Source organism: Shewanella sp. Scap07 (assembly GCF_013394145.1).
Lineage (GTDB): Bacteria > Pseudomonadota > Gammaproteobacteria > Enterobacterales > Shewanellaceae > Shewanella > Shewanella waksmanii.
The window spans coordinates 4426475-4446476 of record NZ_CP041329.1 but is presented as its reverse complement, the minus strand read 5'-3'; the positions used below and the strand labels follow the sequence as shown (position 1 = coordinate 4446476).

Genomic DNA, 20002 nt, shown 5'->3' with positions numbered 1-20002 from the left:
ATCGACCATTTATTCTTGTTGTAAATACTCGTGCTTTAACAGGCTAAATAGCGACAGATCGTGGTACTGGTTTTTCCAATAGCTGTGCTGTCGCAAAACGCCCTCGCACTTAAATCCTAACTTTTTCAATACCTTTTCTGATCCGATATTGCCTTGCATGACAAAGGCTTCAATGCGATTAATCGCATGTCGATACTTCGTAAATAGATAATCTACGACCGCTTGCAATGCTTCAGTTGCCAAGCCGTGTCCCCATGCTTGCGGCATTAGCTCGTAACCGATCACCGCGACATGACGTTGTGGTTCAAAATGATTGACGCCACAACCCCCAAGAAATTGCTGAGTGATTTTATCCCTAATGGCCCAGCGTAACATCAGTTGCTGTTGATGCTTTACGGCATCTTGTTTGATGAGCTCGCGGGCCGCTTCTAGGGTTTCAAATGCAGCTAAATCGTAAAACTGGGTCACCTTGTCATTGGCAAACAGCGAAAAAACCGCTTGTGCATCCGCTAATACGCATTCATTTAAAATGAGGCGTGATGTCGCTAATTCAGGCGGTGTTTTCATGGTGCTTTGATGTTCATTGCGTAACTGTCGATAGTGTAGCCTTCATCTTGATACTGACGTATAAATTGCATTCCCAGCTTTTTTAGCACATGCGCTGAGGCGTGGTTATCGGGCAAGACTTCACCAAAGACTTGGTCAATGTCGAGGTGTGCTCTGGCATAATCAATACAGGCCTGATTGGCTTCGGTCGCATAACCTTTGCCCCAATAGTCAGGATGGAAGCGATAACCGATATCGACCGCATTAATGCGGGTTTCGAATTTAAAACCGCAAAAGCCAATCACTTTGCCGCTAGCTTTCTCTACCACAGCCCAACGAGCGAAACCGTATTGGGCATATTCTTTAAGCCAAACATTATTGATGATGCCCTCGGCATCTTCCAAGCTATTGCATAAACCGGCATCACCGGTGTAGCGATTGACTTCTTCAGGTGCGTTGAAGTAAAGCACGGCTTGGGCGTCATCCATTATAAACTGCCGGATAATTAGCCGTGGGGTTTCGGTAATGATTTTCATAGTGTGTTATTGCCTGTACCTAATTGTGGGTTTGTTGGTATTAACTTTACCTAGAGTTAAAAAAGCAAAACAGATACAGTTATTAAAAATAAAAACCAATACAGATGATAATTAGCGTATGGCCAACTTTAAGTATCAACAAATCGTTGCACAGATGATTAGCGATATTGAAGCCGGAACCTTGCAACATAAGTTGCCTTCGGTGCGCAGCTTGGCTACGCGAAAACAATGTGGTGTATCGACCGTGGTGCAGGCTTATCATCAGCTGGAGCGCTTGGGCTGGATTGAGGCTAAACCTAAGCAAGGCTATTTTGTGCTGCCAAAGATGGCGGCAGAAACAGCGAGCACTGTGCCTAACTATGGCCGTCAAATTAACCGCGTGGTAGCTGGGTTAACTTTGGATGCTGCAGTGCAGTACTCGTTTAATGACCCCTCCATATTACCGCTGTCCTGCACAGCACCCAGTACCGTGCTCGATTTGGAGGTAACGCTTAATCGCTTACATAAAGCCGCTATTAAGCAACGTCCTTACCAGTTATGGATGCAAGATCCCATTGAAGGCGTTGCACCATTGCGAGCAGGCATTTGCCAGCAATTAAAGCTAAGTGGTCAGTTTTTCAATATCGATCAGGTGTTAATAACGAACGGTCGCCAAGAGGGGTTGTTAGTGGCGCTGCATGCGACAAAGGTGTTGCAGTCAGCCGTCGCGGTCGAGTCGCCCATGTCGTTTTATTTTCAGTCGATGCTTAAACAGCTTAATGCTGAGGTGATTGAGATACCCATGCAGCAGGACTATGACGATGAACTAGCGCTATTGTCGGCGGCCCATGCTAGCAAGCCCTTTAGTGGTTATCTTGTTAATCCCAACTTTGCCGATCCAACCGGACGGGTATTATCAGAAACAGACAAGCAAAAACTGATTGATTGGGCGATACAGCACGATGTGACGCTAATTGAGTATGATCGCGGCGAGCTTTATTTTGGACGTCATCGACCTATAACTTTAGCGAGTTTAGTGGCATCGGGTTCGAAGTGTAAGTTAATCAGTATTGCTGATTTCTATGACACGGTTTCACCGACTATTAGCCTAGGTTATCTGCTGTGCATTAATACTTTTGCGGCGTGTCAATTGACCAAACAAGTGTTGGCGGAAGACCCGAGCATCGCTTTACAACACATGATGCAGCGCATGCTAGAAACCGGCGACTATGCTAAACACTTGGTTAAACTCAGGCAGCAGATACGTTTAAATTACACGCGTACCATGGCAATACTAAGGCCATATTTACCGCAGCTCTCTGCTGCTGGCGTGTATGTGAGCCAACCAGAGGGCGGGCCTTGTTTATGGTTTCGATTGCCAGGTGGCTATAGTAGTGAGCAATTTTGGCATGTGGTGATAGCGCAAAAGTTGGCGATTGCACCGGGTAGTATGTTTTCGCTTGCTAACAACTACTCCGGTTTTTTCCGGATCACCTTTGCCCTGCCTTGGAACGATGAGATGGAGCAGGGCATAATCCTATTTGCGCGACTTCTCGCTGAGTTTGTTGGCGGCAATCACAGTGACATTAACATTGACATTGCCGAGTAAATCGCTGCTTATATTGGCTTGAGAAAACGTTCTGGGCGGAAAAGATAATAGTTATCCAGATCATTTGAAAAGGCGATGGTATGCGCCCGACCGGTGATCTCATTTCGCGGCACGAAGCCTATGACTCTTGAATCTGCGCTGGCATCGCGATTATCGCCTAATACTAAGAAGTGATCTGCGGGAACCGTTACTGGGCCGAAGTTAGCTCGCTTAGTAGCAGAGTATCGCTGGCGAACTTGGTAATGATGTTGGCCTAGTCGCTCTTGGCTGTCTTGATAGTGATTAGTTTGCTTTTGGATGGTGTAGTCCATTGGCTGATTATTGATGATGAGCTGATTATCACGCATTGCAACGGAATCGCCAGGTTCACCAATCACCCGTTTAACCAAACGTTTGTCTGCGACAGCAGAGTGGAAAATAATGATGTCGCCGCGCTGAGGATCAGCAAAGCTAAGTAATGACATATGAGTAAAAGGGATACGTAGGTCATAAGCCATTTTGTTCACGACTAAGCGATCACCCTCAAGTATGGTGGGTTTCATTGAGCCGCTGGGCACATGATTCCAATCAGCCACGGCACTTCTAAATACGCACATCAGCAGGATAAATAGAAGTAATGAGCGATTGTTTTTCAACAGTAGTTTAATGTGCTTAAGCATATGCTTTCCTTAGCAGTTGATTGACTGTTTATCAGTAGACCTTGATATGAGCAACCGGTTCCAAAAGGCGACCTAGCAAAAAGTAACCAAATATGTTTTTGGTGATGGCTAAGTATTGCTATAGTTCGCCCTTAGCGCCCGCTAAGGCGTAATAGTCTTAGGTAAACTGGAGAGAAAATGAAGTACCAGTGGATACTGTTTGATGCCGATGAAACCCTGTTTCATTTCGATGCTTACCAAGGTTTAAAGTTGATGTTTTCGCGCTTTAAGGTGGATTTTACCCCAAGTGATTTCAGTCATTACCAGCAAGTTAACTTGCCTTTGTGGGTCGATTATCAAAATGGGGTGATCACGGCGCAGCAGTTGCAGCATACCCGCTTTAAAGAGTGGGCTGAAAAATTACAGGTAACCACACAAACGCTTAATAGCGCTTTTTTACAGGCGATGGCAGACATATGTGCTTTGTTACCAGGCGCCCAATCGCTGATCGATGCATTGCGGGATAAGGTCAGTATGGGGATTATTACCAATGGTTTTACTGAGCTACAAACCGTGCGCTTAGCCCGCACAGGTCTATTAGATGCTTTTTCTCCGGTAGTGATTAGTGAAGAGGTAGGGGTTGCTAAACCTGATGTGGCTATCTTTCAGCACGCACTCAATCTAATGGATAATCCTGATCCCCAACATGTTCTTATGGTGGGTGACAATCCCCATTCAGATATCTTGGGAGGCTTGAATGCAGGGTTTGATACCTGTTGGCTTAATACCGCTGGGGCGGCGCGGCCGGAGGATATTACCCCCCACTATGAGGTGAAATCGCTTACCGAATTACAGCAGCGGTTATTGAGCCGCGATTAAAAAGTCATCAAATTGTAGTTGACATATTATGTCTCAATGTTAATGTGACATAATATGTCTTATTACATGGATGACTTGTTCAATGTGGAACGAACTTCTTAGCTTAACTCATAGTGGTCTATTGGCAGTGCAGCTGCAATTTGGGCTATCTGATGCGCTAGCCATCATTGTATTTGTTAGCCTCATTCGACTAGTGCTATTGCCACTGTCTTTACGGGCGACTTATCAGCAGTATGTGCAACGGGCGAAGCTAGCTCAATTGTCGCCACAGTTAGAACAGATTAAGGCGTCATTGCCGCTTGAACAGCAATTTGAGGCGATGCAAGCCCTTAGGCAGCGCCATGGCATTAAAATGATGTCAATCAGTCAACTGGTGAATGCCACAGGTCAAGCCGGTGTTGGTCTGGCATTATTTAGCAGTTTAAAGCAGCTTGGTATCAATTCGGCCTTTTATTGGATTGAGAATATCGCCAAGCCCGACTATCTATTGGCGTTAGTGGTGAGTTTTTTAACGTTTGTGGCAATGATGGTCGCGCCTGGTGAGGTGTCTTGGTGGATGGCGCTGTTACCCGCTGGTGTGGCGGTTATTGCATTGATGAGTTTCCCTGCGACGATAGCCATTAGTTATGCGGTGAGCACACTTTGGACTCTACTGCAGTCGGCGCTGTGCCAATTGTATTTGGCTTGCCGTAAAGTCGAAAAATTCAGCTGATTGTCGATAATCTCTACGCTCAACGCAAAAATGACAGTTAAATGTCGTTTTCTTGTGCAGTTGTTAGCGCTAGGGGTTTACATTTATCAGCAGCTTCCTTATTATCAGCGGCCTTGGAGAGATGGCAGAGTGGTCGAATGCACCGGTCTTGAAAACCGGCATGGGTTTATAGCCCATCTAGGGTTCAAATCCCTATCTCTCCGCCATATTAAAAAAGCCCGCTAATTTTTAGCGGGCTTTTTGCTTTTTAGCCGGCATGAACCCTCGGGTTCCTATTATTTAAAAGTCAGCTATCTCTGCGCCATATTAAAAAAGCCCGCTAATTTTTAGCGGGCTTTTTACTTTTCAGCCGGCATGAACCCAGGGTTCCTAATGCTAAAAGCCAGCTATCTCCGCGCGATATTAAGAAAAAAGGCTACTCGAAAGAGTGGCCTTTTTTCGTTTTAAAGCATTGAAGCCAAGGGTTCCTGTTGTTTAAAGTCAGCTATCTCTGCGCCATATTAAGAAAAGCCCGCTAATCTTTAGCGGGCTTTTTGCTTTTTAGCTGCAATGAACCCAGGGTTCCTATTGTTTAAAAGCCCGCTACTGCTTTGCCGTTAATTGTTCATTTTCATGGATAGTTCTAATTAGCTTAGCGGGCGTGCCGCCATAAAGTGAATCGGGCGGCACATCGTTGTTGACGACCGAGCCCGCTGCGATGACAGACCGCGCGCCAATAGTCACGCCTAGGTTGATGACAACATTACCGCCAATCCATACATCATCTTCAATCGTTATGGGGGCGCAAGTGGTTTCCCAGTTGCGACGGGCAAGGTAATTTAGCGCGTGACTTGCGCTGTATAGCTGGGTGTTAGGACCAATCAATACATTGTTACCAATGGTTATTTTAGCGCCATCAAGCATGGTCACATTCATATTGATAAAGGTTTTTTCACCAATAAAGATAGTTTTGCCAAATTCGCAATGAAATGGTGAGCGAATGATACTGGAAGTCGCTATATTCCCCATTAGTTGTTGGAATAGATCCGTGCGTTGCGCGTGATGGGTATTTTGGTTAATTGCTAACAGTAAGTTTGATGCGTTTTCACGAATTTCATTAATGCACTCTGCGCCGCCGTCAAAATCCTTGCCAGCCAGCATTTTTTCGAACTCAGTCATCGGGTGTCTCAGCTAAAGATGATGGCAACATGCTATCACTCACGCTACCAACCAGAGAGTAATTTATCATCTGGCTGTAGCAGTGAGTTACATGGGGCACATTTTTGACATAAAAGTGATAAATGCTTTCACGCCACTTGATATCAGTGTGAGTGAGTCAAACATTAGGTCATCAATTTGAGCTTACTTAACCGCGCAGCTTAAATTGGCTTACCAGCGACTCAAGTTGCTCAGCTTGCGCGCTCATATCTTCAACTTTACTCGCTGTTTGATTGGAGATATCCAATACTTCGTTGGATGACTCTCTTATTGACGTGACATCTTGAGCAATTTCATTGGTGGTAACCGATTGTTGCTCTGTCGCGGTCGCAATTGAGGTGATCATGGCTGCCAATCCACTCGCACTACTGACGATGGTCTCTAACGAACGACCAGCCTGTTCTGCTAGTTCGACACTGGTTCTGGCTTGCTCTGTACCTTCGCCAATACTGCTGATAGCAAGTTTGGTATCTGCCTGAATCGCACCTATGGATTTTGCCACCTCTTGAGTGGCCTCGCTTGTGCGGCTCGCTAAGGTTCTCACTTCATCAGCAACGACCGCGAAACCTCGGCCTTGCTCGCCCGCACGAGCGGCTTCAATGGCTGCGTTAAGCGCTAATAAATTAGTCTGCTCGGCAATGCCATCAATCACCTGAATCACATCACCAATTTCGTTACTGCGCTTGCCCAGTTGATCAACGGTTTCAGCCGCGCGGCTGACCATGTCCGATAGCTGGTTAATGCCTGCTACGGTTTGCGTGACTATACTGCCACCTTCGCTGGCCAAATCGCCCGACTCAGTGGCATTAGTGGAAGCTTGGGCGCTCTGTTGAGCAACTTCAGCGACAGTTGCGCTCATTTGCTCTGCCGCCGTTGCGATGGCAGTGGTGCGATTAACTTGCTCATGGCAGCTTGCAGTTGAGTGTTCAGTGGCACTGCGAATTTCTGCTGAGGATGTGGCAACGGTTGATGCCACTTGGCTAATTTCCTGCAGCAGTTGGTTTAGTGAGGCTGTCATGGAATTCATCGCTTTGGCCAGTGCACCTATTTCATCCGCTGGTGTTTCGGAGATAGGTTTGGCGGTTAAGTCTCCCTGGCTAATACTGCGGGCGACATTTAGTACTTCAAGTAAGCGGCGATTAATGCCTTTTGCTAGCAAGTACGAGATGACGATTGCCAACACTACGCCAATTATCGTGACTGCGATTAAGCTGTAAATCATCGAGCTTAGCAAGGCCAAAATCTCTTCTAGTGCCATTTCAGCATCATGTTGTTCTTCTGCTGCTGAGTCATCCAGAATTTTTTCTAGTTCGGCAAACAGGGTGTGTTGCATGTTATTTTCCGAGGCCAGTGCCTCTTGGCGGCCCAGCGGATCAAAGCGGATAAAGATTTGCTCCGCCGCATCAATAATCTGTTGTTGCAAGGCTTTTATTTGTTGTAGGTTTGCAATTTCTTGTGGGCGCTGCTCCAACGGCTTAAGTTGGGATAAATACTGATTAAAGGATGCGGTATCTTTTTCAAAGGCGGCTTTTTTGGTCAGGTCGCCCGCAGTATAGCTAGTTATTGATGCCAGCATATCGCCAGATTCATCAATTAGCTCAAGATATAAGCGTACGCCAGGTAAGTCATCTCGCAGTGATTCTTCAAGTTCAGTGGAGTTAAGTGCTTCATCAAACTCTTGTTGTTTGAGGCTGTCGAGTAGGCTCTCAAGTTCAACGCCAACACCTTGCTCAAGATCTTTTATGAGGGAAAATGCCCAGGCTTCAACATCGGGGTCGTAGCGGGAAAACACTTCATTTTTTGCTCGTTGCGCAATAGTGTCACCAATATTCTTGATCTTAGCCATTTTATCTCTGTCAGCCTGTGTGGCGGACTCGAGCAACGTTAATTTAGCGAGGGTTTGCGTGAATTCTTGATAGTTTGCTAAAAAGCTGTCGGCGGCTTGGGTTTCGCCGTTGAGGTATTCAAGCACGTTAGTGTGCATATCCCCCATCTCATCGAGCACCTGCAAGTAGAGGATGGCGCCGGGTACGTCATCTTTTTCTACTTCGAGGGAAATATCGTGGATCTGATCGCTTTTGGTCCACATCGTCATTGAAATAATGATCATCAGCAATATGACGATACCGAAGCCTGCGTATAGACGCTGAGCGAGGGTTAAGTTCATGGTTTTTCTCCAAACCTAAGTGCTTTTGGGGTGCCGCGGTGAAAAAATAGACTCTGTTAAGTTAAGCACAAATGTCTGAAACTGCTTGCGAGGCTACATACTTTTGGTTGGTGAAAAACTCAAGTTTTTAGTAAAAAGGGAGAGGGCGCTTAGCTGCGACGACGCTTCCAAAATGCGGCGATTTTATCTTCTTCGTTATTGAGGTGAACATTAAAGGTTTTATCGGCGATGACTTTACCCTTCAATTCTAAGGTCATACGCCACTTGCCCACTTTGTCATGTTCTGGTGCCCAGATAGTATCGCCAAGGTAGAATTTCCAGTCGTTGGATTGCACAAAGAGTTCGCCATCAAAGGGAGGGCGAATATTGCCTGATTTATCTGGAATATTGGGATGATAAATACAGTAGCGTAGGCGCTGATTTTTGGCTTTTTTGATCTGGGCAATAAAACCAAACTCGATATCGATTTCAGCTGGAACATGCACTGTGGCTTTGAGCAGCCTAGGCAGCGCATCGCTATTTTCATCCCATTGGGTAAATATACCTGATTGAATGATATTGATATCGGGTTTGAGTTTCGACATGGTAATTAGCGGCTTTTCTAGTGCTAGTTATGGTACTTCACTGCCATATCAATCAGTGGTTCGCGGCTACCATTCTCGGCGCGTAAACGAGCGAGGTAGTTCTCCCAGCATTCCACTTGGTTGATAGCTAAATCATGCAAGACAGCCCATGAAAATAATCCGCTGTCGTGGCCATCGCTAAAGACGATTTTCACCGCGTAATTGCCCACGGGTGTTATCGCATCAATGTTGACGTTTTTCTTATGGGTAACCAATACGGGGTTGCCGTGGCCATGTACTTCTGCTGAAGGAGAATACACTCGTAGCAGTTCACAGCTAAGTGAGTATGTTTTGCCATCTTTGAAAGTGACTTCCAATAGGCGTGATTTACGTTTGAGTTTTAAATCGGTAACGATTGGCGCTTCAGTTGTGGACATAATTGATAGCCATATACAGAGGAATAAGCAAGGTATAACAAACAAGACAAGGTCGGTAAACCTTGCCTTGAATTGTACTCTTACAGGATGAAGCGACTTAAGTCTTCATCTTGAACTAAGTTATCTAGGTGGGCATTGACGTAATCAGCGTCAATTACCGTTGTGGAACCTGACTTGTCAGAGGCTTCGAACGATAACTCTTCCATTAAGCGTTCCATCACCGTATGTAAGCGACGTGCGCCAATGTTCTCGGTGCGCTCATTGACCTGCCATGCAGCTTCAGCCAAACGGTCGATACCAGAATCAGCAAATTCGATAGTGACCCCTTCAGTGGCCATTAGCGCAATGTATTGCTCTGTCAGCGAGGCATGAGGCTCAGTTAAAATACGTTTGAAGTCGTGGGCTGATAGCGCTTCAAGTTCAACACGGATAGGTAAACGACCTTGTAGCTCAGGGATCAGATCCGAAGGCTTAGACATTTGGAAAGCGCCAGAGGCAATAAACAAGATGTGGTCGGTTTTGACCATGCCGTGCTTGGTCGTTACCGTACAGCCTTCAACTAAAGGAAGTAGGTCACGTTGTACACCTTCGCGAGACACATCTGGACCTGAGGCTTCACCACGTTTACAGATCTTGTCAATCTCATCTAAGAACACAATACCGTGCTGCTCAACAAGTTCGATAGCTTGTTCTTTCAAGTCATCTTGGTTGACCAGTTTAGCGGCTTCTTCTTCGATGAGTAGTTTGTAAGCTTCCTTAATCGGCATTTTACGACGCTTGCTAGCGCCTGGGCCCATATTTTGGAACATGCTTTGTAATTGGTTAGTCATCTCTTCCATGCCAGGAGGCGACATGATCTCAATGCCGACTTGAGGCGCAGAGACATCAATTTCAATCTCTTTGTCGTCAAGCTTACCTTCACGCAATTTCTTACGGAAAATTTGTCGTGTGCCGGTATCGTCTTTAGTTTCGTTGTCCCAATCCTCTTTTGGCTTAGGTAACAAGGCATCTAAAATACGTTCTTCTGCGGCTTCTTCAGCGCGGAATTTACACTTCACCATCTGCTCTTCGCGAGTAAGCTTAATAGCCGCATCAGTAAGATCACGAATGATCTGCTCGACCTCTTTACCTACATAGCCAACTTCGGTGAATTTAGTCGCTTCAACTTTAATGAAAGGGGCCTTAGCTAACTTTGCTAGGCGACGGGCAATTTCAGTTTTACCCACACCCGTTGGACCAATCATCAGAATGTTCTTTGGAGTCACTTCTTGACGTAAGTCTTCGTTTAACTGCATACGACGCCAGCGGTTACGCAGCGCAATAGCTACCGAACGTTTGGCGTTTTGTTGGCCGATAATATGGCTATCGAGCTCGTGAACGATCTCACGTGGTGTCATTTCAGACATAGGTATTCCTTCTCTGGCTGCGGTGTTCTACACCACAGTCATTCTCAGTAATTAAGTTCTTCAATCGTTTTGTATTGGTTGGTAAACACGCAAATGTCACCAGCGATAGTTAACGATTTTTCTGCTATTTCAAGTGCACTTAGGTCTGTGTTTTCTAATAAGGCTGTCGCTGCCGACTGGGCAAAGTTGCCCCCAGAACCTATGGCGATTAGATCATTTTCAGGCTGCACCACATCACCATTACCTGTGATGATAAGTGAGCATTCAGTGTCAGCAACGGCCAATAGCGCTTCTAACTTACGCAGCATTTTGTCACTGCGCCAATCTTTGGCCATTTCTACCGCGGCTCTCATCAAGTGGCCTTGGTGCATCTCTAGTTTGGCTTCAAAGCGCTCAAATAGCGTAAAGGCATCGGCAGTACCGCCAGCAAATCCTGCTAGCACTTTATTATGGTAGAGACGACGCACTTTCTTGGCGTTGCCTTTCATGACGGTATTACCGAGTGAGACTTGGCCATCGCCAGCGATAACGACTTGGTTATTACGGCGTACTGATACGATTGTAGTCACAGATATTTCCTCTTCGCGAACTGACGTGTAATGCCACATCAGTGGGTGATAGAAGATATATGGGGGAGACCCAATAAAAAATCAAGGTCAAACGTGATGGGAAAAGCTAACTATTTATTGGCTATGCTGTTGTTGGCTCAGTTGCGAGCGCTGTGGTTTGGGTTGAAGCGAGATTGACTGTGAATAATAAATGATAAACCAGTGCCACCGGCAGGCAGCACTGGCTTGTATCGATTAACCTTCCCAGAACCAAACTTGGCAGCCATTAATACCGGCACGTTGAATCACGTGACGATCTTTTTCGGCGGCACGTTTACGCTCATACGGACCCAGTACCACTCGATACCATACGCCGTTTTTGCCTGTAGTACGGCGCACTTGGGCTTCTAGGCCTTGGAAAGCAATCACAGCCTTCATTTCATTGGCTTGTGACTCAGTTCTAAACGAACCACATTGCATCTGATAAGGTCGTGTCGGTGCGGTTGATTCGGGAATATCAACTTCAACGGTTTTGTTTTCTAATTCTTGCTGATAGGTCCACTGCTCTTTGGGCTTAGGCGGTAGCGCATTAGGGTCTTGCTTTTTCACTGCAGGTGCTGGCGTGACCACTTCAGGCTCAACAGTCTCGACGGTGCCGGCACTGTTGTTAATGGTCCACAAGAAATACCCAAAGCCACCTAGCAAGGCTAAGGTGACAATGGCTAATAGCAATGGAAAGCGCTTTGGCGCAGCCGCTTTACCACGGCCACGGTTTGATTTCGCTTTGCCACGCCCCTTATTGGCAGGTTTCCTATTGGCGTAATCACGACTGGTCATGTCGGCAGTCCTACATACGCTCTAGGGTTTCAATGCCTAGTAGGTCAAGGCCTTGCTTTAGGGTTTTCGCCGTGAGCTGAGCCAGCAGTAAACGACTGTTCTTTTGTGCTTCAGTGTCCGCTGCGAGTACTGGGCAGGCTTCGTAAAAGCTTGAGAAGGCTCCCGCTAGTTCAAACAAATAGCCACATAATGCATGGGGCTGACCTTTACTGACCATACGGTTAAGTACTTCGCCAAACTGGGCTAACTTGTTGCCGAGTTCTTTCTCTTTGTCATGACCTAAACTAATTGTTGCTTGGCTAAGATCAATATCGGTTGCGCGTTTGAAAATACCGGCAACACGGGTGTAGGCGTATAGTAGGTATGGTGCGGTGTTACCTTCAAAGCTCAACATCTGCTCAAAACTGAAGATGTAATCACTGGCACGGTTTTTAGATAAATCGGCATATTTAACCGAGCTAATACCGACGACTTTGGCGATTTTTTGCAGTTCAGCTTCATCCATATCAGGATTCTTGCTACGCACTAATTCTAGTGCGCGGGTTTCAGCTTCTGTTAGTAGATCAACCAGTTTTACAACCCCACCAGAGCGGGTTTTAAACGGGCGGCCATCTTCGCCGTTCATGGTACCAAAGCCCATATGTTCAAGGCTGAGTTCTGGACGGACAAAGTGCGCCTTACGGGCTAAGCTAAAGACTTGTTGGAAGTGTAATGCTTGGCGTAAATCAACAAAGTACAGTGCACGATCCGCTTTGAGTACTTCAGAGCGGTAACGCATTGCTGCCATATCACTGGTGGCGTACAAATAGCCGCCATCGGCTTTTTGAATAATAACAGGCAGTGGCTCGCCATCTTTATTTTGGAACTCTTCTTGGAAAACCACTTTTGCGCCGTTGCTTTCTGACAGTAAACCTTGCTTGTCGAGTTCATTGACGACATTTTCTAGGTCATCATTATAAGCACTTTCACCGCGTACATCTTCGCGGCTTAAGCTGACGCCAAGACGGTCATAAACTTCGTAGCAATGGCTCAGTGAAATATCGTTAAACTCACGCCATAATTTATTGCAGTATTCGTCGCCAGATTGTAGTTCAACAACCAGTTTACGGGCGCGAGTCGCAAAGGTTTCTGACTCATCAAAACGCACTTTAGCGGCGCGGTAAAAACTCTCTAAGTCAGCCAGCTCCATTTGTGCTTGCTCACCATTGGCAGCGCGAAGCTCTTCCATGTAGGCCAGCAACATACCAAATTGAGTTCCCCAGTCACCTACGTGATTCTGGCGAATAACCTTGTGTCCTTGAAACTCGAGGGCGCGCACGACACTATCACCGATAATGGTTGAGCGCAGGTGACCCACGTGCATCTCTTTAGCTAGGTTAGGTGATGAATAGTCGACAACAACAGTTTGTTGTTCTGGCAAGCTAACGCCTAAGTGCGCATCGGCTAGCGCTGCCATTAGTTGGTTGGCTAAGGCATTTTCGTCGATGAAAAAGTTGATAAAGCCAGGTCCGGCAATATCCACTTTAGCGACATGGCTAGAGGCCGGTAAGCTGTCGATGATCAGCTGCGCAATATCACGTGGATTTTTACGTGCCGCTTTGGTCAACATCATGGCCAGGTTGGTCGCAAAATCACCGTGGCTTTTATCTTTGGTTCGGTCGACTTGAATTCGCGCGGCAAAATCATCTGGGACGACTTGCTGTTGTTTGAGAGATTCAAGGGCTTGGGCGAGCAAAGATTCAATATGTGATTTCATTGGCGTTTAATCGACAGTTTTCAAGTAAAAAAGATTCAGGGATAACCGCGTATTTTAGCCGTTATCTTAGGTTAATTGCTATCATTTGTTGGCAAGTTTGTCGCTGTTTTTCACCTTTCTACCGATTAACCTGTCAATCTGCGCAGTATAACTGTTAGATGTTAGCGCAATGTGACACAAATCCTTGCTCGGCAGATGGCTTATGATTAGCAAAGTCGCCGCGGCTATAAAAGATCTTGTGGGTCTCTATCAATACTCCAGCGGCACCGTTTGGCGAGTGGTAAGGCATCAATATGCGGTAAGGCATGCTCAAATGCTTGTTGTAACATGTTGCGCTGCTTGGTTTGAAACATCAGCTGCCGGCGATATTTACCGGCTTTTCTATCCATAGGCGCTGGCATCGGGCCTATGACTTCACATTCATCGTTTTGTGGTAATAGTTGCGCTATTTGACTGAGGAAGGCATCGGCATCTTCGGCTTGGTGGGCTTCGGCGCGCAGTAGTATCATATTCCATGCCGGTGGCAGTAGTGCATGCTGCCTTTCAACGAGTTGACCACGGGCAAACTCGCCATAGCCTTTATGCATCAGCTCGCGCAATATCGGGTTGTCGCACTGATGGGTTTGCATGAGTACGGTACCGGGCTTTTTGGCTCTGCCCGCGCGCCCAGAAACCTGAGTATATAACTGGCCAAATCGCTCTGGTGCCCGAAAATCGGCACTAAATAATGCGCCGTCGACATCCAACAGGCCAACTAAGGTCACATCGGGGAAGTGATGCCCTTTTGCCAGCATTTGGGTACCAACCAAAATTTTGTACTCGCCTTTATGGATGGCATTTAAGTGGCTTTCGAGTGCGCCTTTACGACTGGTGGTGTCGCGATCAATGCGGATCACTGGGTGTTTAGGGAACAGTGTTTCAAGTGCGTTTGCTAGTTGTTCGGTACCCACCCCCTGGCCCATTAACATGGTGCTGCCACATTGATGGCATTGTTTGGGGATCGCGTATTGATTGCCGCAATGATGACAGCGGATCTCACCTAAGCCTTGATGAACAGTGAAAAAAGCATCACATCGGTCGCATTCATGTAAGTGGCCGCATTCATGACATAGTAAAGCTGGGGCAAACCCGCGGCGGTTTAAAAATAATAGAACTTGATTACCCGCTTCTAAATGAATGCGCATTTCATTTAGCAAACCATGGGATAAACCGTGTTTTAATGGCTGATTACGAATATCTATGATGCCTTGGCGCACTTTCTCCGCAGGGCCAGCACGCTGGCCTAAGGTAAGTTGCTGGTAGCGGCCACTAAGGGCATTTTGTAAGGTTTCCAGTGATGGCGTCGCACTGCCAAGTAATACCGGGATATCTTCAAGATGACCACGCATCACAGCGAGATCTCTAGCGTGGTAGCCGACCCCTTCTTGCTGTTTAAAGCTTGCGTCGTGTTCTTCATCTAAGATGATCATGCCCGGGTAGCGCATAGGGGTAAATAATGCAGAGCGAGTACCAATGATAATGGCGGCTTGCCCGGTTTTGGCTTGGCGCCATGCTTCTAAGCGCTGGTTGTCCGTGAGCCCCGAATGAATGACGGCAACATCAACACTGAAGCGACGTTTAAAGCGACTAATGGTCTGTGGCGTTAGGCCAATCTCAGGCACCAGAATCAGTGCTTGTTTACCTTGTTTTAAAACGGTTTCCAGTAGTGCCAGGTAGACTTCCGTTTTACCTGAGCCGGTCACCCCCTCAAGCAGGCTGGTTCGGTAACCTTGCTGTTGGTTTAAGGTCGCGACAGCGATAGCTTGTTCGGCATTAAGTTGGTGGGGTTCTTCATCGAGTTGAAGCTTATCGCGCCAACTTAAATCGACTTGGTTAAGGCGTTCATTAATCTCAATATAGTGTTTGTCGAGTAGCGCTTTAAGTGCGGCTTTACTGAAGTCGAGTTGGTTGAACTCTTCAGCTGATAGCGATTGTTGTTGCAGCTGTTGTAATAGTTTCCGCTGTGCTGGCGCACGTTTGAGGGTATCGAGTTCGACCTCTTTCCCGCTGGCAGTGACTCGGTAAAAACGCTGACTTGGTGTGTTGATGGCTGCCCCTTTTCTGAGGGCGACAGGCAAAGCTTGCGATAGCATTTGTCCTAGGCTGCAAAAGTAATACCTTGCAGCCCAAGAGGTTAGTTTATAAAGTGACTGTGGTAGCAGTGGCTCGTCGTCGAGAAATTCGCTGACGAACTTCATTTTATTTTCTGCTAGGTCGCATTGATCAGTCTGGGCAATAACAAGTCCAATTAGCTGCTGGCGGCCAAAAGGGACTTTAACCCTTACGCCTTGGACGGCACGCGGTGCGTCTTCAGGGATTATTTTATAGCTAAAGGATTGTCGCATAGGAACTGGCAGTGCGACTTCAACAAACAAAGACATAAACTTCTAAGCATTTTTCGACGATAAAACCAGTGTACCGACACAGATTATCGAGAGCTACTTTTATCTGAACTATGTGATGAATGATAAGTAATGTGGTGCACAAAGTTTATTAAGCACAGCGGTCGTGAGCGGAATTAAGGAAGATATAGGGTCAATGATGAGTATCAACAATCAGTCAATACAGTTTATCGGCAAGGCGTTGTCTGCGGTATTGTTTCTTGTGGTATGTCAAAGCGCCGCAATGGCAAAAGTTACCCATGTGAGTATCAATCAGCAGAGCTTTATTTTAGGTGGCTACCCCAATTTACGTCTTAATATTGTCTCCGAGCACGATAGTTTAGATAAGCTGCAATTTATTGTGCTGCAGTCGTCTGGTGAGGAAAGGTTGATGGTTAAACCCATCAACAATTTTATGCTGCACTTAACCGGTGTGGAAGACATTAACGATCCTGATGCTCAACTGGTTATCAAAGAGCACCGAGTCAACAAGTGGCGTGAAGTGAAGCGGATTGCACTGTTTAACGGTGATATGAAAATCCCTACCGAATTAAGTGAAACACAAACTGTGGCGGTGGCGCCAGTGGCTAAAAAGCCCCAATCTATTGCGACGGCCAGTCAAGTTGCTGCCCCAGTCGTAATGCAATCTAATGCACATGCTGATTTGAGCTGTCAGTTGCAAACAGAGCCCACGCAGACGCTGTGGCGTATTGGTAGCAACTACGCTAAGCAGTGGCAGGTTAATACTTACGGTGCTATTTTGGCGATATACCAAGCAAATCCCAAAGCCTTTAATAAAGGCAACATTAACAGCTTAAGGGCGGATGTTTTGCTAAACTGTCCGACGACTGCAGTGATAGAGCAATTTGCCAATGGCGCAAGTGCTAAGCAGCAGTTTGAACGTTTAAGCCAAGGTGGTTAGCAAAAAGCACGGGTTAATTTCGATGCTTGTATCTTGTTGGCAGTTGCTGTAATATCCGCCGCCTAATTATTTATTAACTGCATGTGGTGCCTGACTTCGGGTTGGGAGAGCGACATGGCCTTCAACTGAGGTAATCCAAATGAAAGCAGGTATTCACCCTGAATATGCAGAAATCACTGCAACTTGTACTTGTGGTAACGTAATTAAAGTAAATTCAACTGCAGGTAAGCCACTGCACTTGGACGTATGTGGTGCATGTCACCCATTCTACACTGGTACCCAGAAAGTTATGGATACTGGCGGACGTATCGACAAGTTCAACAAGCGTTTCGGTATGCTTGGCAAGAAGTAATTATTACTTCTGTAAAGAACAAGAAAAGGCGCCTAATTGGCGCCTTTTTTATTGGCTAAAATTCTGTGGTTGTCGCTGAGTGTCTAGCGGGATATTCTCGCGCTTTCGCATTAACAGTCGTGTTTTAGCCAATAATGTGGGAGTCTAAGGATTGCCTTAAGTATCTAGGATTTATCATGGTCAGATTGATGGTGTTAGCCAGTATGCTGCTATTTTCGCTCAAGCTAGCGGCGGAAAGTCAGTGCGTGCCTACACAATATGATGAAACTGTGAGCTTAGATTATGTCATTGATGGCGACACTATAGTGTTGAGCGATGGCCGTACGGTGAGGCTCATAGGGGTGAACTCTCCTGAAATTGATAGACAGTACCCTGAATTATCAGAACCCTATGCCAATCAAGCTAGGCAGTTTATGCAGCAGTTATTGCATAAAGGCCAAACATTGCAACTCGCCTTTGATCAAAGAAAGCTTGACCCCTATGGCAGAACGCTGGCTTATGTATACACCGAAAAGGGCCAGCATGTACAAGAAGCTCTGCTGGGTGAAGGCTACGCGAAAGCACGGGTCTATCAAAATGACTATTTCTGGCAATGCTTAAACAGTGTTGAGGCGCTAGCACGTGAAAAGCAGCGTGGTTTATGGAGCCATCCAAGTTACCAAGCTAAGCAAATATCACAACTTAACCGCGATGATCGGAATCAGTGGCGTGAAATTCGAGGTACAGTGACCGGCTTTGAAAGAAAAGCTCAACATTTGTGGCTAATAATCGATGAAAAATTTTACGTAGGCATACCTAGAGAAGATTTTCGTAAGTTTAGCAACATTTTGAACCTAAACTTGCTTGAAAGTCCCGTTATTGTCCGTGGTCAGTTGTATTATTCCTACAAAAAGTGGCAGTTAATTAGCTATCATCCCTCGCAGATAAGTTTGGTAAATGAGCCTTAGAACGATTTAGTTCATAATAAACTGAAATTTTCTAATATTTTGTTTAAAAAGTATGTTGATTCGAGTACATTAGCAGCCTCAGTCACGCTAGCTTAAGGCCGCCATGAAGGCAGCTAGGCACTGCGTTGGCTGTTGACCTCTTCTTCGATACTAATTTGCGCATTTGCAGGATTAAAAAAATGGCCGATTTCCGTCAACAAGCCCTAGATTATCATGAGTTCCCCGTACCAGGTAAAACCGCTGTTAGCCTGACTAAGCCTGCTGCTAGCAGTAAAGATCTGGCGCTAGCGTATAGCCCTGGGGTCGCTGAGCCTGTACGTGAAATTGCTGCCAACCCAGACGATGCCTATCGTTATACCGCTAAAGGTAATACGGTTGCGGTGATTTCTAACGGTACTGCTATTTTAGGACTAGGCAATTTAGGTCCATTGGCATCAAAGCCTGTGATGGAAGGTAAAGCACTGCTGTTTAAGCACTTTGCCAATATTGACGCGACAGATATTGAAGTCAAACACCGTACTACTGAAGAATTTATTAACACGGTTGAAGCCATTGCCGATACTTTTGGCGGCATCAACCTTGAAGATATCAAAGCGCCAGAGTGTTTTGAAATTGAAAAGACCTTGATTGAGCGTTGTAATGTCCCAGTTTTCCATGACGATCAGCATGGTACTGCGATTGTAACCGCAGCGGGCATGATCAATGCGCTTGAAATTCAGGGTAAGAAACTTGAAGAAGCCATTTTTGTTTGTATGGGTGCGGGCGCTGCGGCGATTGCATGTATGACCATGCTAGTGAAGTGCGGTGTGCAACGTGAAAATGTCTATATGCTAGATCGCAAAGGGGTCATTCACACCCGTCGTGATGATATCAACGAATATAAAGCATTGTTTGCTAACAACACTGACAAGCGTACTCTGCAAGATGTGATTAAAGGTGCTGACGCTTTCTTAGGTTTGTCAGGTCCAGACGTACTTGGCGCTGAAGACGTGGCATTGATGGCTGATAACCCAGTCATCTTCGCTTGTTCAAACCCCGATCCTGAAATCAAACCTGAATTGGCGCACGACGTCCGTAAAGATTTGATCATGGGTACCGGTCGAAGCGATTACCCTAACCAGGTTAACAATGTGCTTTGCTTCCCATTCATTTTCCGTGGTGCGTTAGATGTACGTGCTTCACAAATCAATGATGAGATGAAGATTGCAGCGGTACATGCTATTGCTGCATTGGCTAAAGAGCCAGTGCCCGCTGATGTATTGGCTGCTTACCCAGATGTTGATTCGCTCACATTTGGTGCAGACTACGTGATTCCTAAACCCATGGATCCGCGTTTACTGTCTAATGTTGCTAAGGCCGTAGCTCAAGCTGCAATTGATTCTGGCGTTGCGGCTATCGACAGCCTACCTGAGAACTATATGGCATAACGGTAAAGCTGTGATTGAAAAAAGGGCCCGCGGGGCCCTTTTTTATTGAGGCGGTAACTATTTCTTTGTATGGTGATACTTTACGCTAGCAAAGTCGCTAGTATTAGTTGAATCAATCGTTTGA

General features: G+C 46.2%; 19 protein-coding genes and 1 tRNA gene. 8 read left to right on the top strand and 12 right to left on the bottom strand.

The features are described 5' to 3' along the window. Nucleotides 1-9: 9 nt before the first annotated feature. Nucleotides 10-567 (bottom strand): GNAT family N-acetyltransferase, encoded by a 558-nt coding sequence (locus tag FLM48_RS19620; protein WP_179025831.1) that lies wholly within the window; start codon nucleotides 565-567, stop codon nucleotides 10-12. Beyond that, nucleotides 564-1082: a GNAT family N-acetyltransferase gene (locus tag FLM48_RS19615; RefSeq protein ID WP_179025830.1), complete on the bottom strand. Its 519-nt coding sequence runs from the start codon at nucleotides 1080-1082 to the stop codon at nucleotides 564-566. The genes FLM48_RS19620 and FLM48_RS19615 overlap by 4 nt, the downstream gene beginning before the upstream one ends. Nucleotides 1083-1200: 118 nt before the next feature. Between FLM48_RS19615 and FLM48_RS19610 the strand changes: the two genes are divergently transcribed. Next, nucleotides 1201-2670 (top strand): PLP-dependent aminotransferase family protein, encoded by a 1470-nt coding sequence (locus FLM48_RS19610; RefSeq protein ID WP_179025829.1) that lies wholly within the window; start codon nucleotides 1201-1203, stop codon nucleotides 2668-2670. An 8-nt stretch (nucleotides 2671-2678) separates the two neighbouring features. On the opposite strand, the gene lepB is transcribed toward FLM48_RS19610, so the two are convergent. Beyond that, on the bottom strand, nucleotides 2679-3329 hold the full coding sequence (lepB, locus tag FLM48_RS19605; RefSeq protein ID WP_179025828.1) for a signal peptidase I: 651 nt from the start codon (nucleotides 3327-3329) through the stop codon (nucleotides 2679-2681). 177 nt (nucleotides 3330-3506) lie between these two features. Between lepB and yjjG the strand changes: the two genes are divergently transcribed. The 3 genes from yjjG (at nucleotide 3507) to FLM48_RS19590 (ending at nucleotide 5105) form a co-directional block, all read left to right on the top strand. Then, complete coding sequence (yjjG, locus tag FLM48_RS19600; RefSeq protein ID WP_179025827.1) at nucleotides 3507-4187, top strand: pyrimidine 5'-nucleotidase; 681 nt, start codon at nucleotides 3507-3509, stop codon at nucleotides 4185-4187. An 82-nt stretch (nucleotides 4188-4269) separates the two neighbouring features. Next, nucleotides 4270-4899, top strand: coding sequence for a YidC/Oxa1 family membrane protein insertase (locus FLM48_RS19595; protein ID WP_179025826.1), 630 nt, complete (start codon nucleotides 4270-4272; stop codon nucleotides 4897-4899). Between the two features lie 115 nt (nucleotides 4900-5014). After that, a tRNA-Ser gene (locus FLM48_RS19590) sits at nucleotides 5015-5105 on the top strand. A gap of 376 nt (nucleotides 5106-5481) precedes the next feature. Here the strand turns inward: FLM48_RS19590 and FLM48_RS19585 are convergent. The 9 genes from FLM48_RS19585 to priA form a co-directional block, all read right to left on the bottom strand. Beyond that, nucleotides 5482-6057 (bottom strand): sugar O-acetyltransferase, encoded by a 576-nt coding sequence (locus tag FLM48_RS19585; protein WP_179025825.1) that lies wholly within the window; start codon nucleotides 6055-6057, stop codon nucleotides 5482-5484. A 187-nt stretch (nucleotides 6058-6244) separates the two neighbouring features. Continuing rightward, nucleotides 6245-8263 (bottom strand): methyl-accepting chemotaxis protein, encoded by a 2019-nt coding sequence (locus FLM48_RS19580; RefSeq protein WP_028775078.1) that lies wholly within the window; start codon nucleotides 8261-8263, stop codon nucleotides 6245-6247. A gap of 149 nt (nucleotides 8264-8412) precedes the next feature. After that, complete coding sequence (locus tag FLM48_RS19575; protein ID WP_028775077.1) at nucleotides 8413-8847, bottom strand: DUF3859 domain-containing protein; 435 nt, start codon at nucleotides 8845-8847, stop codon at nucleotides 8413-8415. 23 nt (nucleotides 8848-8870) lie between these two features. Further along, nucleotides 8871-9263: a gamma-butyrobetaine hydroxylase-like domain-containing protein gene (locus FLM48_RS19570; RefSeq protein WP_179025824.1), complete on the bottom strand. Its 393-nt coding sequence runs from the start codon at nucleotides 9261-9263 to the stop codon at nucleotides 8871-8873. 80 nt (nucleotides 9264-9343) lie between these two features. Then, nucleotides 9344-10669: an HslU--HslV peptidase ATPase subunit gene (gene hslU / locus FLM48_RS19565; RefSeq protein WP_179025823.1), complete on the bottom strand. Its 1326-nt coding sequence runs from the start codon at nucleotides 10667-10669 to the stop codon at nucleotides 9344-9346. Nucleotides 10670-10713: 44 nt separating this feature from the next. Then, nucleotides 10714-11238 (bottom strand): ATP-dependent protease subunit HslV, encoded by a 525-nt coding sequence (gene hslV / locus FLM48_RS19560; RefSeq protein WP_028775074.1) that lies wholly within the window; start codon nucleotides 11236-11238, stop codon nucleotides 10714-10716. A 234-nt stretch (nucleotides 11239-11472) separates the two neighbouring features. Next, a complete protein-coding gene (locus FLM48_RS19555; RefSeq protein ID WP_179025822.1) occupies nucleotides 11473-12054 on the bottom strand; it encodes an SPOR domain-containing protein in 582 nt (193 codons plus the stop codon). 10 nt (nucleotides 12055-12064) lie between these two features. Further along, the gene (gene argS, locus FLM48_RS19550; RefSeq protein WP_179025821.1) at nucleotides 12065-13810 is read right to left on the bottom strand and encodes an arginine--tRNA ligase; all 1746 of its coding nucleotides are present in this window, start codon (nucleotides 13808-13810) and stop codon (nucleotides 12065-12067) included. A 224-nt stretch (nucleotides 13811-14034) separates the two neighbouring features. Next, nucleotides 14035-16230 carry a primosomal protein N' gene (gene priA / locus FLM48_RS19545; protein ID WP_179025820.1) on the bottom strand — a complete coding sequence of 732 codons (2196 nt, stop codon included), beginning with the start codon at nucleotides 16228-16230 and terminating at the stop codon, nucleotides 14035-14037. Between the two features lie 157 nt (nucleotides 16231-16387). Between priA and FLM48_RS19540 the strand changes: the two genes are divergently transcribed. The 4 genes from FLM48_RS19540 (at nucleotide 16388) to FLM48_RS19525 (ending at nucleotide 19878) form a co-directional block, all read left to right on the top strand. Further along, the gene (locus FLM48_RS19540) at nucleotides 16388-17152 is read left to right on the top strand and encodes a FimV/HubP family polar landmark protein (RefSeq protein ID WP_179025819.1); all 765 of its coding nucleotides are present in this window, start codon (nucleotides 16388-16390) and stop codon (nucleotides 17150-17152) included. Nucleotides 17153-17291: 139 nt separating this feature from the next. Next, entirely contained in the window at nucleotides 17292-17504 is a 213-nt protein-coding gene (gene rpmE, locus FLM48_RS19535) for a 50S ribosomal protein L31 (protein WP_028775069.1), read from the top strand. 176 nt (nucleotides 17505-17680) lie between these two features. After that, entirely contained in the window at nucleotides 17681-18451 is a 771-nt protein-coding gene (locus tag FLM48_RS19530) for a thermonuclease family protein (protein ID WP_179025818.1), read from the top strand. A gap of 179 nt (nucleotides 18452-18630) precedes the next feature. Continuing rightward, a complete protein-coding gene (locus FLM48_RS19525) occupies nucleotides 18631-19878 on the top strand; it encodes a malic enzyme-like NAD(P)-binding protein (protein WP_028775067.1) in 1248 nt (415 codons plus the stop codon). Nucleotides 19879-20002: the final 124 nt, after the last annotated feature.